This window comes from Acinetobacter pittii, assembly GCF_022449185.1.
GTDB lineage: Bacteria > Pseudomonadota > Gammaproteobacteria > Pseudomonadales > Moraxellaceae > Acinetobacter > Acinetobacter pittii_I.
Window position 1 is genome coordinate 116,198 of sequence record NZ_JAKUKO010000003.1, and the last position, 18,602, is coordinate 134,799.

Annotated in this window: 13 protein-coding genes and 1 pseudogene; 10 read left to right on the plus strand and 4 right to left on the minus strand. The window is 40.6% G+C overall.

Going from position 1 to position 18,602, the window contains the following annotated elements; translation table 11 throughout:
* The first annotated feature begins 6 nt into the window (after positions 1-6).
* The 4 genes from nadX to MKX14_RS09285 all read left to right on the plus strand — a co-directional run bounded on the left by nadX (position 7) and on the right by MKX14_RS09285 (position 5,309).
* Complete coding sequence (gene nadX / locus MKX14_RS09270) at positions 7-798, plus strand: aspartate dehydrogenase (protein ID WP_108008680.1); 792 nt, start codon at positions 7-9, stop codon at positions 796-798.
* A 13-nt stretch (positions 799-811) separates the two neighbouring features.
* Complete coding sequence (locus tag MKX14_RS09275) at positions 812-2,278, plus strand: aldehyde dehydrogenase (RefSeq protein WP_046813287.1); 1,467 nt, start codon at positions 812-814, stop codon at positions 2,276-2,278.
* A 38-nt stretch (positions 2,279-2,316) separates the two neighbouring features.
* On the plus strand, positions 2,317-3,957 hold the full coding sequence (locus MKX14_RS09280; protein ID WP_240282307.1) for a thiamine pyrophosphate-binding protein: 1,641 nt from the start codon (positions 2,317-2,319) through the stop codon (positions 3,955-3,957).
* Between the two features lie 155 nt (positions 3,958-4,112).
* Entirely contained in the window at positions 4,113-5,309 is a 1,197-nt protein-coding gene (locus tag MKX14_RS09285; protein WP_240282308.1) for a hypothetical protein, read from the plus strand.
* 59 nt (positions 5,310-5,368) lie between these two features.
* Here the strand turns inward: MKX14_RS09285 and proP are convergent, their stop codons facing one another.
* A complete protein-coding gene (gene proP, locus MKX14_RS09290; RefSeq protein WP_240282309.1) occupies positions 5,369-6,667 on the minus strand; it encodes an MFS transporter in 1,299 nt (432 codons plus the stop codon).
* Between the two features lie 234 nt (positions 6,668-6,901).
* Between proP and def the strand changes: the two genes are divergently transcribed.
* Entirely contained in the window at positions 6,902-7,384 is a 483-nt protein-coding gene (def, locus tag MKX14_RS09295) for a peptide deformylase (protein ID WP_240282310.1), read from the plus strand.
* 178 nt (positions 7,385-7,562) lie between these two features.
* Positions 7,563-8,885: a glutaminase gene (gene glsA / locus MKX14_RS09300; RefSeq protein WP_002060167.1), complete on the plus strand. Its 1,323-nt coding sequence runs from the start codon at positions 7,563-7,565 to the stop codon at positions 8,883-8,885.
* On the opposite strand, the gene MKX14_RS09305 is transcribed toward glsA, so the two are convergent.
* Positions 8,852-9,640, minus strand: coding sequence for an AraC family transcriptional regulator (locus MKX14_RS09305; protein WP_017387120.1), 789 nt, complete (start codon positions 9,638-9,640; stop codon positions 8,852-8,854). The two genes, glsA and MKX14_RS09305, sit on opposite strands and share 34 nt — an antisense overlap.
* A 106-nt stretch (positions 9,641-9,746) precedes the next feature.
* Here MKX14_RS09305 and fsr point away from each other — a divergent pair, with 106 nt between their 5' ends.
* The gene (fsr, locus tag MKX14_RS09310; protein ID WP_240282311.1) at positions 9,747-10,967 is read left to right on the plus strand and encodes an MFS transporter; all 1,221 of its coding nucleotides are present in this window, start codon (positions 9,747-9,749) and stop codon (positions 10,965-10,967) included.
* A 66-nt stretch (positions 10,968-11,033) separates the two neighbouring features.
* Here the strand turns inward: fsr and mro are convergent, their stop codons facing one another.
* The gene (mro, locus tag MKX14_RS09315) at positions 11,034-12,179 is read right to left on the minus strand and encodes an aldose epimerase family protein (protein ID WP_240282312.1); all 1,146 of its coding nucleotides are present in this window, start codon (positions 12,177-12,179) and stop codon (positions 11,034-11,036) included.
* 172 nt (positions 12,180-12,351) lie between these two features.
* Between mro and MKX14_RS09320 the strand changes: the two genes are divergently transcribed.
* The 3 genes and pseudogenes from MKX14_RS09320 (at position 12,352) to MKX14_RS09330 (ending at position 14,544) form a co-directional block, all read left to right on the plus strand.
* Positions 12,352-12,798 carry a hypothetical protein gene (locus tag MKX14_RS09320; RefSeq protein ID WP_240282313.1) on the plus strand — a complete coding sequence of 149 codons (447 nt, stop codon included), beginning with the start codon at positions 12,352-12,354 and terminating at the stop codon, positions 12,796-12,798.
* Positions 12,799-12,924: 126 nt separating this feature from the next.
* Positions 12,925-13,116: pseudogene (locus MKX14_RS09325) on the plus strand (transketolase family protein); the annotation flags it as partial.
* 198 nt (positions 13,117-13,314) lie between these two features.
* Complete coding sequence (locus MKX14_RS09330) at positions 13,315-14,544, plus strand: hypothetical protein (RefSeq protein WP_240282314.1); 1,230 nt, start codon at positions 13,315-13,317, stop codon at positions 14,542-14,544.
* A 41-nt stretch (positions 14,545-14,585) separates the two neighbouring features.
* Here the strand turns inward: MKX14_RS09330 and metH are convergent, their stop codons facing one another.
* The gene (gene metH / locus MKX14_RS09335; RefSeq protein ID WP_240282315.1) at positions 14,586-18,272 is read right to left on the minus strand and encodes a methionine synthase; all 3,687 of its coding nucleotides are present in this window, start codon (positions 18,270-18,272) and stop codon (positions 14,586-14,588) included.
* Between the last annotated feature and the right edge of the window lie 330 nt (positions 18,273-18,602).

Consider the following 18,602-nt stretch of genomic DNA (forward strand, 5'->3'; position numbering starts at 1 on the left):
GCTGTCATGAAAAAGTTGATGATGATTGGTTTTGGCGCAATGGCAGCAGAAGTGTATGCCCACTTGCCTCAAGATCTGCAACTCAAATGGATTGTCGTGCCATCTCGTAGCATTGAAAAAGTTCAATCACAAGTCTCGTCTGACATTCAGGTGATTTCAGATATTGAGCAATGCGATGGTACTCCAGACTATGTCATTGAGGTGGCAGGTCAAGCAGCAGTGAAAGAGCATGCTCAAAAAGTTTTAGCGAAAGGCTGGACCATTGGTTTGATCTCAGTGGGTACTTTGGCTGATAACGAGTTTCTGGTTCAGCTTAAGCAAACTGCCGAAAAAAATGATGCCCATCTGCATTTACTTGCAGGGGCTATCGCAGGCATTGACGGTATTTCTGCGGCCAAAGAAGGTGGTTTGCAAAAAGTCACTTACAAAGGCTGCAAAAGTCCAAAAAGTTGGAAAGGTAGTTATGCAGAGCAATTGGTCGATCTAGACCATGTTGCTGAAGCTACGGTCTTTTTCACAGGAACTGCGCGTGAAGCTGCCATGAAATTTCCAGCCAATGCCAACGTTGCAGCAACCATTGCACTTGCAGGACTTGGTATGGATGAAACCATGGTTGAGTTAACTGTTGATCCAACCATCAACAAAAACAAACACACCATTGTGGCAGAAGGTGGCTTTGGGCAAATGACCATTGAACTGGTAGGCGTGCCGTTGCCAAGTAACCCAAAAACATCAACTTTGGCTGCGCTTAGCGTGATTCGTGCTTGTCGCAACAGTGTAGAAGCAATACAGATTTAAGAAGGATTTGATCATGGCAAAGGAAATTTATATTGCAGGTGAATGGCGATTAGGCCGTGGTGCAGTCATTCAAAGCCTGTTTCCGGCAGATCAGTCGGTAAACGCTGAGCTTTCCACAGCAACGCTTGAAGATGTAAATGAAGCAATTGAAAAAGCAGATCAGGCTTGGCGTCAACCAAATTGGAGAAACAGCTTGCCGCATGAGCGCGCACGTATTCTCTACAAAGTTGCAGACATTATTGAAGCGCGTGTCGATGAATTAGCAAAATTACAAACACGCGATAATGGTAAGCCTTTAACCGAAACTCGTGGTTTGGTGATGAGCGCGGCAGCAACTGCACGCTATGTTGCGGCGGCTTGTGAAACGCTGAACGATGAGCTCACCACTCAACGTGCTCCAGACTTTATGACCATGAGCGTGCATGAACCTGTAGGTGTTGTGGCAGCTATTACCCCTTGGAACTCTCCAATTGCGAGTGAGGTTCAAAAACTTGCTCCAGCTTTGGCAGCAGGAAATGCCGTAGTTTTAAAACCAGCAGAAGCAACTTCACTGATTGCTTTAGAGCTTGCCAAAATTTTTGAAGAGGCTGGTTTACCAAAAGGCTTACTCAGTGTGTTAGTGGGGCGCGGTTCTGTGATTGGTGATGCAATTGCTCAGCACCCATTGGTTCGTAAAATCTCTTTTACGGGTGGAACAACCACGGGTCGTCATTTGGCACACATTGCTGCAGATAAACTGATTACTACTTCGCTTGAGTTAGGTGGTAAGTCACCAACCATCGTTTTGCCGGATGCAGATGTCGAACTGGCGGCTAAAGGTGTGGCGTACGGTATTTTTAGCTCGGCAGGCCAAGCGTGTATCGCAGGTTCTCGCTTGTTTATTCATAGCAGTCTTTACGATCAGTTTTTAACGCGTTTGGTTGAAATCACCAAAGGCTTACGTGTGGGCCATCCAGAACAGGCGGGTGTGCATTTAGGGCCATTGGTCAATGACAAACATTTGCAGTCCGTCGACCGCTATGTGCAGCTTGCTAAAAGCGAAGGTGGTCAAGTTCTGATTGGTGGTGAGGCACTTACGACTGGTGACTATGCCAAAGGAAGCTATTACTTACCAACGATTATTACGGGCTTAAATAACAGTGCTCAAACCTGTCAGGAAGAAATTTTTGGCCCTGTTTTAGTGGTTATGAAATATGACAACGAGCAAGATTTAATTGCCCAAGCCAATGACAGTTGTTTTGGTCTTGCCGCAGGCATCTGGACTGAAAGCTATCGTAAAGCTTGGCGTATTGCACGTGCATTAGAAGTTGGAACGGTATGGATTAATACCTATAAAAAATTCTCGATTAGTGCGCCGTTTGGTGGCTTTAAAGACAGTGGAATCGGACGCGAAAAAGGCCGGTTGGGCATTTTATCGTACATGCAACAAAAGAGTATTTATATGGGGCTGAATGAACAGCCGAACCCTTGGTGCGATTAATAAATTCAAGGACTGAAAATAAATTTTGAGGAACAGACATGACTGAACGTGTAAATGTAGGCGAAGCAATCGCAAGAGTTTTAGAAGCGCACCAAGTTGATAGTATTTATGGTGTTATTTCCATCCACAATTTACCTATTGCCGATGCGGTAGGGCGCCGTGAAAAAATGCGCTTTGTCGCAGCCCGTGGCGAAGCGGGTGCGGTCACCATGGCAGATGCACACTCACGCTTTAAAGGCCTAGGTGTAGCGTTAACCAGTACGGGTGCTGGTGCAGGTAATGCGGTAGGTTCACTGATTGAAGCAATGAATGCGGGTAGCCCTGTATTGCATTTAACAGGTCAAGTTGAGCGTGAATATCTCGACCGTGATGCAAGCTTCATCCATGAAACTAAAGACCAACTTACATTCTTGCGCGCATCAAGCAAAGCGGCGTTCCGTATTACCAGCCCAGACAATGCTGTTGGTGTAATACGTGAAGCCATCCGTGTAGCAACCACAGTTCCAATGGGTCCGGTAAGTGTTGAGCTGCCGATTGATGTGCAGGCAGCAGAAATTGATTTGCCACTTAACTTAGGGCCAGTCAAAGCACTTGAGTTACCTCAGGCAGAGCAAACTGAAATTGACCTTCTTGTAAGCGAAATCAAAAAAGCAAAACGTCCGATTTTCTGGATTGGCGGTGGAACTTTAAATAGCGTTGCCGAAGTTAAAGCAATTGCAGATTTAGGTATTCCGGTTGTGTCATCTACACACGGCCGCGGGGTGTTGGCAGATGATCATCCACGTAGTTTGGGTGCGTTCCATAACTCGGCAGGTGTTGAGCAGTTATTAAAAGATGCCGACTTGATGATTGTAGTGGGTTCTCGTTTACGTAGTAATGAAACTAAAACTTATTCGGTTGAATTCCCTGAAAACATTATTCAGGTAGATGCAAACCCAGTGGCTCAGCAACGTAATTACAAAATCCGCAACTTCATTTGTGGCGATGCTAAAGATGTCTTAACACGTGTGTTGGAACAGCTTCAGGGGACTTCAAAAGTTGATACCGATTATGATGCTGCTGTAGTAGCTGCTAAACAAGCTGCGATTGATGCGCTGCGTAAGCAAATCGACCAATACGCTTTAATTTGTGATCACTTACGTGCAGCTTTACCTCAAGATGGCATTTTTGTACGTGACATCACTATGTCGGGTAGTACATGGGGCAGTCGTTTATTCCCTGTACAAGCACCAAACCAAAACATCCACTCGCTTGCGGGTGCAATTGGCTTAGGCCTTGCAACAGCAATCGGTGCTTCGATTGCTAACCCTGATAAAAAAGTTATTGGTTTAGTCGGCGATGGCGGCTTAATGCTTGGCATTGGTGAGATTGCAACTATGGTGCAAGAAAACACCAACATGGTCTTAATGATTATGAATGACGGTGGTTATGGCGTAATGCGTGGCATTCAAAATAATTACTTCGGTGGTCGTCAATATTTCAATGAATTGCATACGCCAGACTACAAACTCCTTGGCGAATCAATGGGTGTGAAAAGCTGGAAAGTCGGTAGTGCAGATGAGTTTAAAACGGTTATTCAAGAGGCTGTGGCTTTTGAAGGACCAACAGTGATTGAGCTCGATATGAACTCGATTGGACCATTAAACTTCGCGGGTCCACCGCAAAAGAAACTGTATTAACCAGTTTGGATGGTTTAGTACATATGCGATGGGAGCTGCTAAGCCATCCTTTTTTTAGATAAATTTTTTTGTCTAAAAAGCAATAAAAACGAAGTTTTACAGGTAAAACAAATAAAGTTCCAGCAGGACGCTGGAACTCAATCAAGGATGTAGAGATGAAAAAGACTTCATTGATCATGGCATTCATTGCACCGCTCACGCTGGGGGTAAGCGTCAATGCATTTGCAAAAGATTCATTGCTTGAATGGAAAAGTGATGATGGTACCGACTCATTAAAGTTAGGTGGGGTGGTTCGGTTAAATCAACGCTATGAAGATTGGGAAGGGCCAAACCGTGGTTTTGGTAAGCTACATTTTGATATTTTCAGGGTAGATCTCAAAGGTAAATTTGATGATGCCTATATCAATGCCAGCTATCTGTTTCAAGACCAACAGAAAACGTCCATTGAGAAAGCATATGTCGGTTATAACCTAGACGCCAATAACAGCATTGAAGCGGGCCTAGTTTATAAGCCTTTCACGATTTATCCATACCCACAAAACGGCTGGACCTATCACATTCCATTCTTTTTAGGTTATGGCAACAATATTGCACCGGGGATTAACTGGAATTATCACAACAAAGATTGGGATGTAAAACTCGGTTATTACCCGCAAATGTTAGAGACTAACTTGCGTTATTCACCTGAGAGTGCAACTTATGATGACTTGGCAGGAAATGCCTTTCCATCTCAAAAAGCCTATCAAAATGAAAAGCGCAATCAGGTGAATACCCGCATTGTTCGCAAGTTAGAAACTGATTTTGGGAAGCAAGAGTTTGGGGTATCCGGTGCAATTGCTCAGTTGCATAATGATATTACCGATAAAGACGGCAAATATTATGCAGTCGGTTTGCATACCGAAAACAACTACAAACGCTTTAACTTACAAAGTTCGCTCATCCACTATCAGTACGATGCTAAAAATCCCGATGGTGTAAATAGTGATATGACTTTGATGGGGGCAAATGGTCTTACGCCTGCTTATTTCATTGCTTCAGAAGGTACGATTGCCAGTTTAAATCTTGCCTATACGTTGCCTGTGACCAATATGGGCAAGCTAAAAGCCATTAAGTTTTATAATGACTATAGTTATCTCGATAAAAAACGTGATGATTGGTCAGATTCGCAAATGAACACCACAGGGATGATGTTTATTGCTTCACCATTTATGGTTTGGGCGGATTATACGTGGGGTAAAAACTCCAACATTATTGGTGGATCGACCAACTCAACGGGTTATACCTCTACCACTTCGCCAAACAGTGATAAATGGCTATATCGTATTAACTTTAATATCGGGTTTACTTTCTAAAGTAAGCAGCAATAAAAAACCACGCGATCGGCGTGGTTTTTTTCATAAGTTAAAGCTTTTTAATATCTGTTTTTTTCAAACTTATTCCAAAACACAAAGGCAGTCACAAAGGCCAAAATGGTTAGCGCGAAAATATAATACATCGCACCAATATCACTATATTGACTGAGCCAATGTACTAAAGGCAATGTCATACCCCCAACAATCGCATACGACAAATTATATGAAAATGAAATGCCCGAGAAACGCACAGGCGCGGGGAACATTTTGACCATACTGCTCGACACCATGCCGACAGTACCAGAGCATAGACCTAACAACATATATAAACCAAAAATGGTTGAATGTGCCGCGTGCCCCAAACTGTTATAAAAGACTGCGGCTGTGAGTGCCACGGCAAGCGCACCGACCATCATGACTTTGCCACAGCCAAAACGGTCAGCAAAATAGCCTGCCAAAATACAGCCCACCATTTGCATGATAATAGCTGCACTTTGCATTTCAAAAGTTTGGGTGCGCTCAAAGCCAAATGTACCAGTTAATAAATTTGGCATGGCTAAAATCACCACCACCACACATCCCGTTAAAAACCATGTAAATAACATGCCAATCGCAACAGCTGTTTTATGCGTTTTTAAGACTTGTTTTACAGGCATTTCTTTTGAGATTTCTTTACGAGCTTGCATGGCTTTAAACACAGGCGTTTCTTTTAAATAAGTCCGCAAATAAAGTGCAACCAGACCAAAAATACCACCTGCAATGAAAGGAATACGCCATGCCCAGTCATGGATTTGTCCTTCACTAAAATTCAGCGAAATCCATAAAGACATGAGCGCGCCTAGTAAAATTCCTAAAGACAGCCCAGCGGTAAGTAAGCCATTTGCCAGTCCAATTTTTCTTTCAGGTACATGTTCAGACACAAAGGTCCATGCGGCTGGAATTTCACCCCCAATCGCAATCCCTTGTACCACTCGCATGAGTAGTAAAAGTAGCGGTGCCAAATACCCGATATTTTCAAAGGTCGGCAATATCCCGATAAACAGGGTAGGCAGTGCCATCAGCAAAATAGAAAGCGAAAATAGTTTTTTACGCCCAACCAAATCACCAAAATGGGCCATGACAACCCCGCCCAAAGGTCTGAAAAAGTAACCTGCTGCAAAAATACCGTAAGTGTTGAGCATGGCCCAAAACGGACTAAGTGTGCTGGGGAAAAAGAGGTCGGAAATGATTTTGGCGTAAAACACATAAATCACAAAATCATAAAACTCTAAAGCTCCACCCAATGAAGAAAGGGCGAGGGTTCGTTTATCTTCTTTATTAAGATAGTTCGCATCCTGCAAAGTTAATTCCTGATCCATTTTTTACTTAATTGTTGTAATTGAAGTTTGGATATTAATGGAAAAGTGAAGTAAAAGTAAATGGAGGAAATTTGTTCTATAGGGCAACACCGATTGGTCTTACTCAGAACAAAAAGCTTTAAAACAAAAAACGCTTTAGATGAAACAAAAACAGATGTAGGAATGGCTTTTCTTTTGTTTCGTTCAGCGACACAATAAAACTTGTTATAGCCAGTTTAATGAGAGAGTCAAAGGATGAGTGTAGTTTTACCTGTCGCGAAGCGTGGTGAAGATATTTTAAAACTAATTGCTGCTCCCGTCTCGGCAAATGAGTTAAACAGTAATTGGCTCTATCAGCTTGCTGACGCTATGCATGCAACAATGCTTGAACGTAATGGAGTAGGGATTGCTGCACCGCAAGTTTACATCTCTAAACGCGTCATTATTGTGGCATCTCGACCAAACCCACGCTATCCCGATGCACCTGAAATGGAAGCAGTGGTCATGGTGAATCCTGAAATTCTAGAGTTCTCAAACGAAGTTTGTTTAGGTGAAGAAGGCTGCTTAAGTGTGCCAGACGAACGTGGACAAGTGGAACGTGCCGAAATGGTTAAGGTGAAATACTTAACACTTCAGGGCGAGACGGTGGAAACAATTTTGCATGGTTTTCCTGCTCGTATCGTTCAACATGAGGTCGATCATTTAAATGGGATATTGTTTGTAGAAAGAATAAGCTAATCTTTAGTTTAAAGTTTTGAAAAACCTATAATGAGCTTGAAAAGGATAAGTCATCGGAATTACAATACTTATAGCGTAATATTTAAATCATTACAAAAGATACAATTTTAATATTATCAGCAGGTTGTGCTGAAATTTTACGCGATGTTGTAAATCTCCTCATTTAAGGTTACTGACCATGCAAACCCCTCTCCCAGATTATTTGGCAAATGTTATAGAAGCCTGTGACATCGATAACAGCGGTCATCTCGCCGATTATATTCCTGAGTTGGCAAATGCAAACCCAAATCGATTAGCTTTAGCAATGTCTACGGTAGATGGTGAAATTTATTCGGTCGGCGATGATGATGTTGAATTCACCATACAATCGATTTCTAAACCATTTGTATATGCCTATGTTTTACAACAGCTTGGCATTGATGCGGTACTTGCGAAAGTAGGAGTGGAGCCTTCAGGAGAAGCCTTTAATGAAATTTCATTAGGTAAAGATGGTCGTCCAAAAAATCCGATGATCAACTCTGGCGCAATTACTGTACATTCCTTGATTCAGGTCAAGCATGGTTTGCATAGCGCAGAAATCCTACGCCGTTTTATGAGCGAGCTTGCTGGTCGTGAATTAAGTTTTGATGAGTCTGTTTATGATTCGGAAGTCAAAACAGCCTACCGTAATCTTTCGATCGGTTATATGTTGCGCACGGTGGGGATTTTGGAAACTGACCCTGTCGATATTGTGAATGGTTACATTCGTCAATGTGCGATCATGGTTACAGTTAAAGACTTGGTACGTATGGGCAGTGTGCTTGCTAATGGCGGGGTCGATCCTAGAACTGGAAAGCGCCTATTGAATCGATCTGTAGTTAGACAAGTCCTCAGTGTCATGATGAGCTGTGGTATGTATGATGCCGCGGGTGACTGGCTTTCAACTGTAGGTATTCCTGCTAAAAGTGGTGTAGCAGGCGGTATTTTGGGTGTGCTACCGGGGCAGGTCAGTATTGCTGCTTTTTCACCTCGACTAGATGAGCATGGTCATAGTGTTCGAGGTATCGATATTTTAGAACGATTATCTCGTGACATGGGATTACATCTCATGGAAGGTACACCTTCTGCCCAGACCATTGTACAAAGTCATTACCGTACAGGAAAAGATGCATCATTAAGTGTGTATGTGCTTCGGGGCGTATTGAAATTTACCGAAGCTGAAATGTTGTTGCGTATTTTACAAGACGAGACAACTGACCAAAGCACAATCGTGATTGATTTAACCCAGATTTCACTTATCCACGATGTGGGTAAACGTATGTTTTTAGAAGGCGTAGATCGTCTGATTGATGATGGTCATACTCTTGTTTTAGTCGACCCTGAACAGCGCCTAGATCATGCCAGAACTGGTAAAGATCGAGAACTGCATGTCTATCATGATTTCGATGATTTGCTCGAAAAGCATGACCTCCCTGCAAAAAAAAAGACTTATAGCGACATCGCGGCACTTCTAAACTGCTGAGGTGTTTTTCCTAGATGTCGCTTAAACATCGCACTGAACGCGCTGGGGTTTGTGTACCCCAGTGATTCTGAAATTTGAGCAATAGATTCACCATTTGCGATTTTACTTAACGCAAGTGCAATATGCATTTGTTGCAACCATGCCCGATATGACAGCCCGGTTTCTTTTTGGAACATACGCATTAGGGTTCTAGAACTCGCACCAATATCATCAGCCCAATCTGTTAAATCTTTTGAATGGTCAGGCGTATGTAATAACTCTTGGCAAATTTTTAAAAGTCTTTTGTCTTTCGGCCAAGGTATCTGGATAGGCAATAAATTGGCCCGATGTATTTCTTCAAAAATCAAAATTTGTAAAGAACGGGAAAGCTCTTGAGAGGTTGCTGTATTTGGAGTGTCTTCTCGTTCGATTTCATTTAAACGTATTAAGAGTTCATGCAACAGATTGCTTACCCGAATAATAAAACAATGTTGTCCCATTAAAGCTGCTGCATTTACTTCAACCAATGCCGTATTTAACTTAACGTGACTCAGTGAAATCACGCTGTGCTCTACATGTGCTGGAATCCATAACGCGCACATCGGCGGCACAATCCACACATGATTGGGCGTAAAAACCTGAATAGTTCCAGTAGAGGCATATAAAAACTGCGCACGTGTATGCGTATGGGTAGGCGTGATTTCTCGGTAAGAATGCTCAGAAGATAGCCCAATCACAAGTTCAGACAAATCAGACTGAATAAGAGAATCGGACATAAACTATCCTAAAAATTGTCACTTATACGATGATTATTGGAAGATAACTTTATAAGCGACAATTTACAATAAGCATCTCATTTAAAAATATTGGAGTTTTTCAGGTATGACGTCTTCAATACAATTGAAAGATGGTATTGCCAATACCGTTGCAAATGATCAGTCTCAAGGAATGATTATTAAAATTGTAGGCGCCGTGGCAGTCGCACATTTACTGAATGATTTAATTCAGGCGGTGCTACCAGCCATCTATCCAATGCTAAAAGCAAACTTTTCGCTGAGTTTTGCGGAGGTTGGCCTAATCTCGTTTGTATACCAGATTACAGGTTCACTGCTACAGCCTTGGATTGGACTTTATACCGATAAACATCCCAAACCATATCTTCTCCCGCTCGGAATGGTGGTCACATTCTGCGGCATTATCTTGTTGGCATTTTCACCAAGTTTTGCTGTGTTGTTATGTGCATCTGCACTGATTGGGGTAGGGTCTGCCACCTTTCACCCAGAAGCTTCGCGGGTGGCACGAATGGCATCGGGTGGGCGCTTCGGTACAGCACAGTCGACTTTTCAGGTTGGCGGAAATACAGGTACTGCGATTGGTCCATTATTAGCAGCTTTACTGATTGTTCCATTTGGACAGCATGCAGTTGTGAGTTTAGTTATATTTGCACTTTTAGCGATTTGGGTTTTGTTTGGCGTAAGCCGTTGGACTGTAAGTCATGCTAAAAGTCAGGTGGTTGCACGTGCTACACAAGCACATACTAAATTGCATGGCCGTAAGCTCATTATTGCTTTGAGCACAATTAGTGTGTTGATGTTTGCTAAATTTACCTACATTGCTAGCATTAGTAACTACTTTACCTTTTACTTAATTCAAAAGTTCCATATCAGCATTCAAACAGCTCAGTTGCATTTGTTTGCCTTTTTGGCAGCCGTTGCTTTAGGTACATTTGCAGGTGGCCCAATTGGTGACAAAATTGGCCGTAAAGCTGTGATCTGGGTTTCATTTATTGGTATGGCACCTTTTGCATTAATGATGCCGTATGCAAACTTATTTTGGACAACGGTTTTCTCAATTATTGCAGGTTTGGTGTTATCGTCTGCTTTTGCAGCGATGGTGGTTTATGCGCAAGAAGCTGTTCCGGGCCGTGTGGGAATGATCGCAGGTTTAATGTTTGGTCTTATGTTTGGGGTAAGTGGTATCGCCGCAGCAGGCTTAGGGCATTTAGCGGATATTAACGGCATTGAATGGGTATTTGGTTTATGTTCATTGTTGCCATTACTTGGTTTTGCAACTGCATTTTTACCCAACACAAAAGTAAAATAAATGAAAGACTCTCAGCCATATTCAGCTGAGAGTCTTTTTAATATGGACATAGCCTCATTAAAAAGACTATTTTTGAATACCAAATTTAAATACGGTGATACTGTTATAAGTTTGATTTGGGTTTAAACGTGTAGAAGGGAAAGATGGTTGATTCGGACTATCTGGAAAATGCTGCGTTTCAAGTGCTAGCGCATCTGCTTGTCGATAGAGTACGCCATTTGCACCAACAACATTTCCGAGTAAATGATTGGCTGTATACATTTGAACGCTTGGTTCAGTAGTTAAGACTTGCAGTGTCCGTTTAGATTTTGGATCAACCACACTAGCTGCAAGATTGAGTTTCCCTTGAGACTTTTGATTAATTACCCAAGTTTGGTCATAGCCATATCCATAGGCCAATTGCTGATGATTCGCTCGAATATCTTTCACAATTGCTTTAGGCGTCCGAAAATCAAAAGGTGTACCTGCAACTGAGGCAATCTCACCTGTGGGTAAAGAGTTTTGATCTGTTACCAATACACGATCTGCATTAAGTTGTACAACATGATCCAGCACACCATAAGGGTTATTGCCAGCGCCTGACAAGTTGAAATAACTGTGATTGGTAAGATTGACGACTGTCGGTTGATCAGTTTTGGCCTTATATTCAATTTGGAATTCATTTTGATCTGAAAGACTGTAGATCACTTCAACATCTAATTTTCCAGGAAAACCTTGATCACCATTTGGACTGGTTAACTTAAGAGAAGCTTTAACGGTTTCGCCTTTAGAAACGAGGGGCTTAACTTGCCAAACACGTTTATCAAAACCCGGATTACCACTATGTAATGAATTCGGTCCATTATTTTTTTCAAGATTATATGTTTTTCCATCTAAGCTAAATTTAGCATTGCCAATACGGTTCGCATAACGACCAATTAATCCGCCAAAATGAATGCCTGCCTTGGTATCAGTGACTTCATAACCTTTTAGATCATCGAAGCCCAAAACGATATTATTTTGTTTGCCTTGTGCATCGGGAGTCAAAATCTGTGTAATTACACCACCGAAGCTAATAAAAGATACCGAGACTCCTTTGTTATTGCTCATGGTATATAGATCAACTTTTTGACCGTCTTGAGTCGTACCATATGGTTTTACATTTAATGTGGCTGCATTGGTAAGTTGTGCAAAGCTATAAACCGTAACACCTAAAATTGCTAATTTTTTCATGCTTATACTCTATTTTGTAATAGTAAGACTGGATGAATATAAGATTGATTTTTCATCTTTTTAAAGAGTTTTTTATTATATATAGTGTTAATGATGATTAGCGCTGTTAACTCTAAGTATTGAACAAACTGGCACTAATCCTATTAGTAAAACTCAACGGTAAGCTATTTTTATGACTCATCCTGACTCGGTTTTAAAATTTTCGCTTGGTCTTAATAGCCTGTCATTCGAAATAGGGAACCAGCACATTCAAATTGAGCAGGGCTTGAGTTTTGTTGATTCAAAAAGTATTCGACATGGTGTGATTGATGAACTTGCTATCGAAAAGATGATTTATTTTATTGAAGAAATCATCGAGTCACAGCCACTCAGAAATCTAAATATAAATGGCGTAGCTGTTACGTCTGATGCAGCCATGACACAACTTAGCGAGCTATTTTTAAGTGCTAAAAAGCAAATCAGCCGTATGGAGCTTGAGCATGGATTTAATGATTTTATTGAGCGTTTGAGTTACTACATAAGCCAAGTCGCCCCAGATCAGCTTTATATTTTTACTTACTTTATATTTGTTCGAGAGATGATGCATCACTTACGAGTTGAGCGAATTCAGATGATATAAGTATGTAAAAGCTGAAAAAGTTCCCAGTGTTGATAGACGGAGCTTAGTAGGATTTAAGCAATAGAATCTTATTCTAAGGCATTTGGGAAGAAGTCGCTAAAGGTAGTCGATCTGTTTAACTGCTGAAATCATTCTGTGATTAGTGGTTTAGGGGAAGCGGTTGGATCACTACTTTTAAGAAATGGACAACACTCTCGTTTTGACATGATTGGTTTGCCAGATGCATTTTTAGATGCAGGGGCATTACCAACTTTGCATGATCGATATGGTATTTCAACAGAAGCAGTTAAAGAGAAGATTAAGTCGCATTTGAAGTAAAAGTAATGTCTGCTTGATGTAGACAGTATGGAAATAGATTCATTGAAATCCCTCAATCTTAAAGATTAGGGGATTTTTTATCTCAATATGCTAATGAAATGTAGACATCAATTAACAGGAAGTTGGCTATTTTGAAGGTTTGGTTTAAATAATTATGTGTTATAAGATGAATAAAAATTATAAATAGGATTTGAAAAAATGAAAAAAATACACTTTAGTCTATTAAGTTTTTTAATGTTGACTGGATGTGGTGAAAATAACCAAAGTATAGTACCAAATAAAGATAATACATTGTTTATACAAGGCGTTAGTGTTAATGAAAAGGTTGAATTAAACCCAGCCCTAACCAGCTATGACCTAATTGCCTATGGTAATGAACCTACTGAGGCTGTCTTGATTAATTTAACGGGGCAGGAAAAAAAGCTCTTGGGCTCAATTTCATTAAAACCTTATTCAAATATAGCGAGTTTAGATTATTTGGTATGGAAGGATATTTTAAATAAGGCACTTATATGTTTACCAATCTTAACTTGTCCAGATGGTACGACATATAAAATAGAAAATTTCGGGGATAAATTTAAATTGAGTTTTGATTTGAATCAGTCCAAAAATGAGTTCTCAGTAACTTCTATAAACGGAGAGGAGGTAGGAAATAGAGTTCCCGTAGTTGTGTCTGGGAATATAAATTTTACGGTTCCTTCAAATTGGCCATTGTTTCAAAAAGATAGGTTTTCAGCTATCAAAGTTAATGATATTGCTATTGATGGAAGTATTTTTAAAATTATAGATTTTGAAGAGTCAAAGCAATATTATAATAATGAATTAATATACACTACAAAAAAATTTACTTTGAAGAAAAATGAAGATATTTCATATTTAAGTATAATATTTTATGAAAACAAGGTGAAAAGTAATGCATTAATTAGTTTGGTATATAAAGGTGGGGATTTTAAAAATATAGAGAAATTGAGCGATCAGTTTTGGAAGGAAGATCAAAAAAATATAGAGTTTAATCTCGAAAATATAGAATTGATTGATCATACTAACAATAGGAAACTAAATGTTAGTGTAAATTTGAACATGCCTAAAACTTATAGTGACTTACAATTTGGGGATCAAAAAATAGTAATGTTGCCTATTCATAATCGTTATATAGCTACAGTTAAAAATGATCAAAAAATTTATAATCTAGGTTTTGAAAATAGTAATGAATTAATTGATATATCTATCATTCAAGAGCTTGCAGGACATTTAAGCGTTAAAACAATAGTTGGTGAACAAGAGTTCATGTGCGGAAATCGAGAAATCCCTTGTTCTGGCATAACTTCAGATAGTGATAGACAAACCTTTTATTTTCATAATCTAAAAGCAGGAGCAAATACACTTAATGGTATGACTCATATTACAGGGGTATTTGAACAAAAATAAAAAATCCCCTCACTTGAGGGGATTTTTATAATTACTTAAACTTAAGCAATCGAATCATCTAAATTCGGTGCTAACCAACGCTTCGCTTCATCCAGTGTCCAACGCTTACGTTTTGCATAATCTTCAAGTTGGTCTTGAGAGATTTTGCCCACGTTAAAGTATTCGCTTTGTGGATGTGAATAATAGAAACCACTTACCGAAGATGGCGGCATCATTGCAAAGTGTTCAGTCAGTTTAGTACCGATTTTGTCGGTAGAGCCTAACCAATCAAATAACACTGCCTTTTCAGAGTGCTCAGGGCAAGCAGGGTAGCCCGGTGCAGGGCGAATACCGACGTATTTCTCTTTAATCAGTTCTTCATTACTAAGCTGTTCATCAGCTTTATAACCCCAGAACTCTTTACGAATGCGTTCATGTAAGTGTTCTGCAAAGGCTTCAGCAAAACGGTCGGCTAATGACTGAACTAAAATTGCAGAGTAGTCATCACCTTTTGCTTTGTACTCATTTGCCAGTTCTTCTGCACCAAAAATCGATACAGTGAATCCGCCTAAGTAGTCCTGTTGTTCACGGTCATTACGAATGTAATCTGCCAAAGACAAGTTTGGTTTACCTGTCACTTTGTCAGATTGTTGACGTAAGTGCTCAAAAGTATGCGTAACATTTTGACCCGCTTCATCAAATACGCTCACTGTGTCTGCGTCAGTGCGCTGTGCAGGGAACATACCGAATACTGCACGAGCATCAAAACGGTTGTTGTCGATAATATCTTTCAACATCGCTTGAGCTTGGTTGTACAAATCTGTTGCAGCTTCGCCGACCACTTCATCTTCTAAAATTTTCGGGAATTTACCTGCCAAGCTCCAAGAAATGAAGAATGGTGTCCAGTCAAAATATTCTACAAGCGTTGCAAGCGGGTAGTTGGTGAGGACTTGTGTTCCTAAAAGATTTGGTTTTGGTGGTACATAGCTTTCGTCAATTTTAAAACCGTTTTCAACTGACTCTGCATAAGTCAATTTTGCAGCTTTTGGCTGTTTGTTGGCTAAGCGCTCACGAATCTTGGCATATTCAGCACGGTGCTCTGCAATAAAGTTTCCACGCATTTCTTTAGAAAGCAGGGTCGTTGCAACACCTACAGCACGTGAAGCATCAGCAACATAAATCACGGCATCGTTTTGGTACTGAGGATCAATTTTTACTGCCGTGTGTGCTTTCGATGTAGTCGCGCCACCGATCAATAAAGGAATGTTAAAGCCTTTGCGTTGCATTTCTTTCGCAACAAATACCATCTCATCTAAAGATGGAGTAATCAGACCTGACAAACCGATGATGTCACATTTTTCATCAATTGCAGTTTGTAAGATTTTCTCGCAAGGTACCATCACCCCAAGGTCAACAATGTCATAACCATTACAGCCGAGTACCACGCCTACGATATTTTTACCAATATCGTGTACGTCACCTTTAACAGTTGCCATCAGGACTTTACCTTTAGATTGGCTACCTGTTTTTTCAGCTTCAATGTACGGGTTGAGCCAAGCCACAGCTTGCTTCATAACACGTGCAGATTTCACAACCTGTGGTAAGAACATTTTGCCCGAACCGAACAAGTCACCAACCACGTTCATACCGTCCATCAAAGCGCCTTCGATTACATCTAAAGGACGTTTGGCTTTGAGGCGAGCTTCTTCTGTATCTTGATCAATGTAAGTTGTAATACCTTTAACTAAAGCATATTCAAGACGTTTTTCTACAGATTCATTACGCCATTCTAGGTTCTCGGCTTCTTTTGCAGCGCCGCCTTGTCCACGGTATTTTTCAGCCACTTCAAGCAATTTTTCAGTCGCCGCCTGACCAGTCTCACCTTGGTTTTGGTTTAAGATGACATCTTCAACTGCTTCTTTTAGCTCGGCTGGAATGTCATCGTAAATGGCCATTTGTCCGGCATTTACGATCCCCATGGTCATGCCTTGCTTGATGGCATGGTACAAGAACACAGAGTGAATGGCTTCACGAACGGGCTCGTTACCACGGAATGAGAACGAAACGTTCGATACACCACCAGAAATCATGGCGTGAGGTAAATTTTGTTTAATCCAACCTGTGGCATCAATAAAATCAACGCCATAGTTATTGTGTTCTTCAATCCCTGTTGCAACTGCAAACACGTTCGGGTCAAAAATAATATCTTCAGCAGGGAAGCCAACATCATTAACCAAAACATCATAAGAACGTTTACAGATTTCACGTTTACGTTCAGCGGTGTCGGCCTGACCTTTTTCATCAAATGCCATGACAATAATCGCAGCACCATATTGACGGCACAGGCGAGCTTTTTCGACAAACTCGTCATAACCTTCTTTTAATGAAATCGAGTTAACAACGGGTTTACCTTGCACGCATTTTAAGCCAGCTTCAATGATTTCCCATTTTGATGAGTCGATCATGATTGGTACACGAGAAATATCTGGCTCAGAAGCCACAAGGTTTAAGAAATGCACCATCGCATTTTGCGAATCGAGCATCCCTTCATCCATGTTAATGTCGATAATCTGAGCGCCAGCTTCAACTTGTTGCTGTGCCACTTCTAAAGCTTCGGCAAAGTTTTCTTCACGAATGAGGCGTAAGAATTTTTTCGAACCGGTAACGTTAGTACGTTCACCCACGTTCACGAAAAGTGAGTCATCATAAATATTAAATGGCTCTAAACCACTCAAACGACAAGCAGGTACTGTTTCAGGTACTTGGCGAGGTGCAATGTCTTTTACTGCATTGGCAATGGCGCGAATATGATCAGGTGTGGTACCACAGCAACCACCAGTAATATTAATTAAGCCGCTTTCTGCAAATTCTTTTAAGAATGCAGCAGTTTGTTCTGGTGTTTCATCATATTCACCAAAAGCGTTTGGTAAGCCTGCATTTGGGTGTGCTGAAACAAACGTATCTGCGACATCGGAAATGGTTTTTACGTGAGGACGCATTGCATCTGCACCAAGCGCACAGTTAAAACCAATCGATAGTAAGTCACCATGACGTACAGAGTTCCAGAATGCTTCGGCAGTTTGACCTGTTAAGGTACGACCCGATGCATCGGTAATGGTCCCTGAAATCATGATTGGTAATTCATGACCAATTTGTTTAAAGACTTCTTTTACCGCAAAAATCGCAGCTTTACAGTTTAAGGTATCAAATACGGTTTCAATCAGAATGATATCTGCACCGCCTTCAATCAGCGCATGAGTCGCTTCAATATAGTTTTCTTTTAGCTCATCAAAGGTAATGTTACGAAAAGCAGGGTCATTTACATTTGGTGAAATTGAACAAGTACGCGAAGTTGGCCCAAGTACACCTGCTACAAAACGCGGCTTGTCTGGAGTTGAATACTTTTCACAAGCTGCTTTGGCTAAACGTGCTGCTTCACGGTTAATCTCTGGAACAAGATCTTCCATGTGGTAATCAGACATAGAAACACGTGTGCCGTTAAAGCTGTTGGTTTCAATAATATCTGCACCCGCATCAAGATAAGCTTCGTGAATGCCTTGAATGATTTGAGGTTGTGTCAAAACTAAAAGGTCGTTGTTGCCTTTTAAGTCATGTGCCCAATCGGCAAAACGCTCACCACGGTAGTCGGCTTCTTCCAATTTATGGCGCTGGATCATAGTTCCCATTGCACCATCAATAATCAGAATGCGTTTAGCAAGAAGCGCTTTTAGGGTGGCAAGCGTAGACATAGAAAACCCCGATCTTTTATATGAATTTAAAAATGCGGCGCTATTGTAACAGAATAGTTGCGCAATTGATGAGCTATAACGACCCATCATTCACTGTAATAGATTCATTAAAAAACGGCTTTTATGACAAATAAAGACTGTTTTTTCATCAAATATTCATAAAATGATCATGATATTGAAATATTTCATCTCCAATATTCGGTTTTATGACAGTTGTGATGTTTAAAAAGTAGACGTTTAGGTAATTTTTTAGATATTTTTGCTTCAAAAATAGTCATAAAATAGATGGGTGGGGATTTATGTAAATTATTGAATTTTAATAAAAAAATA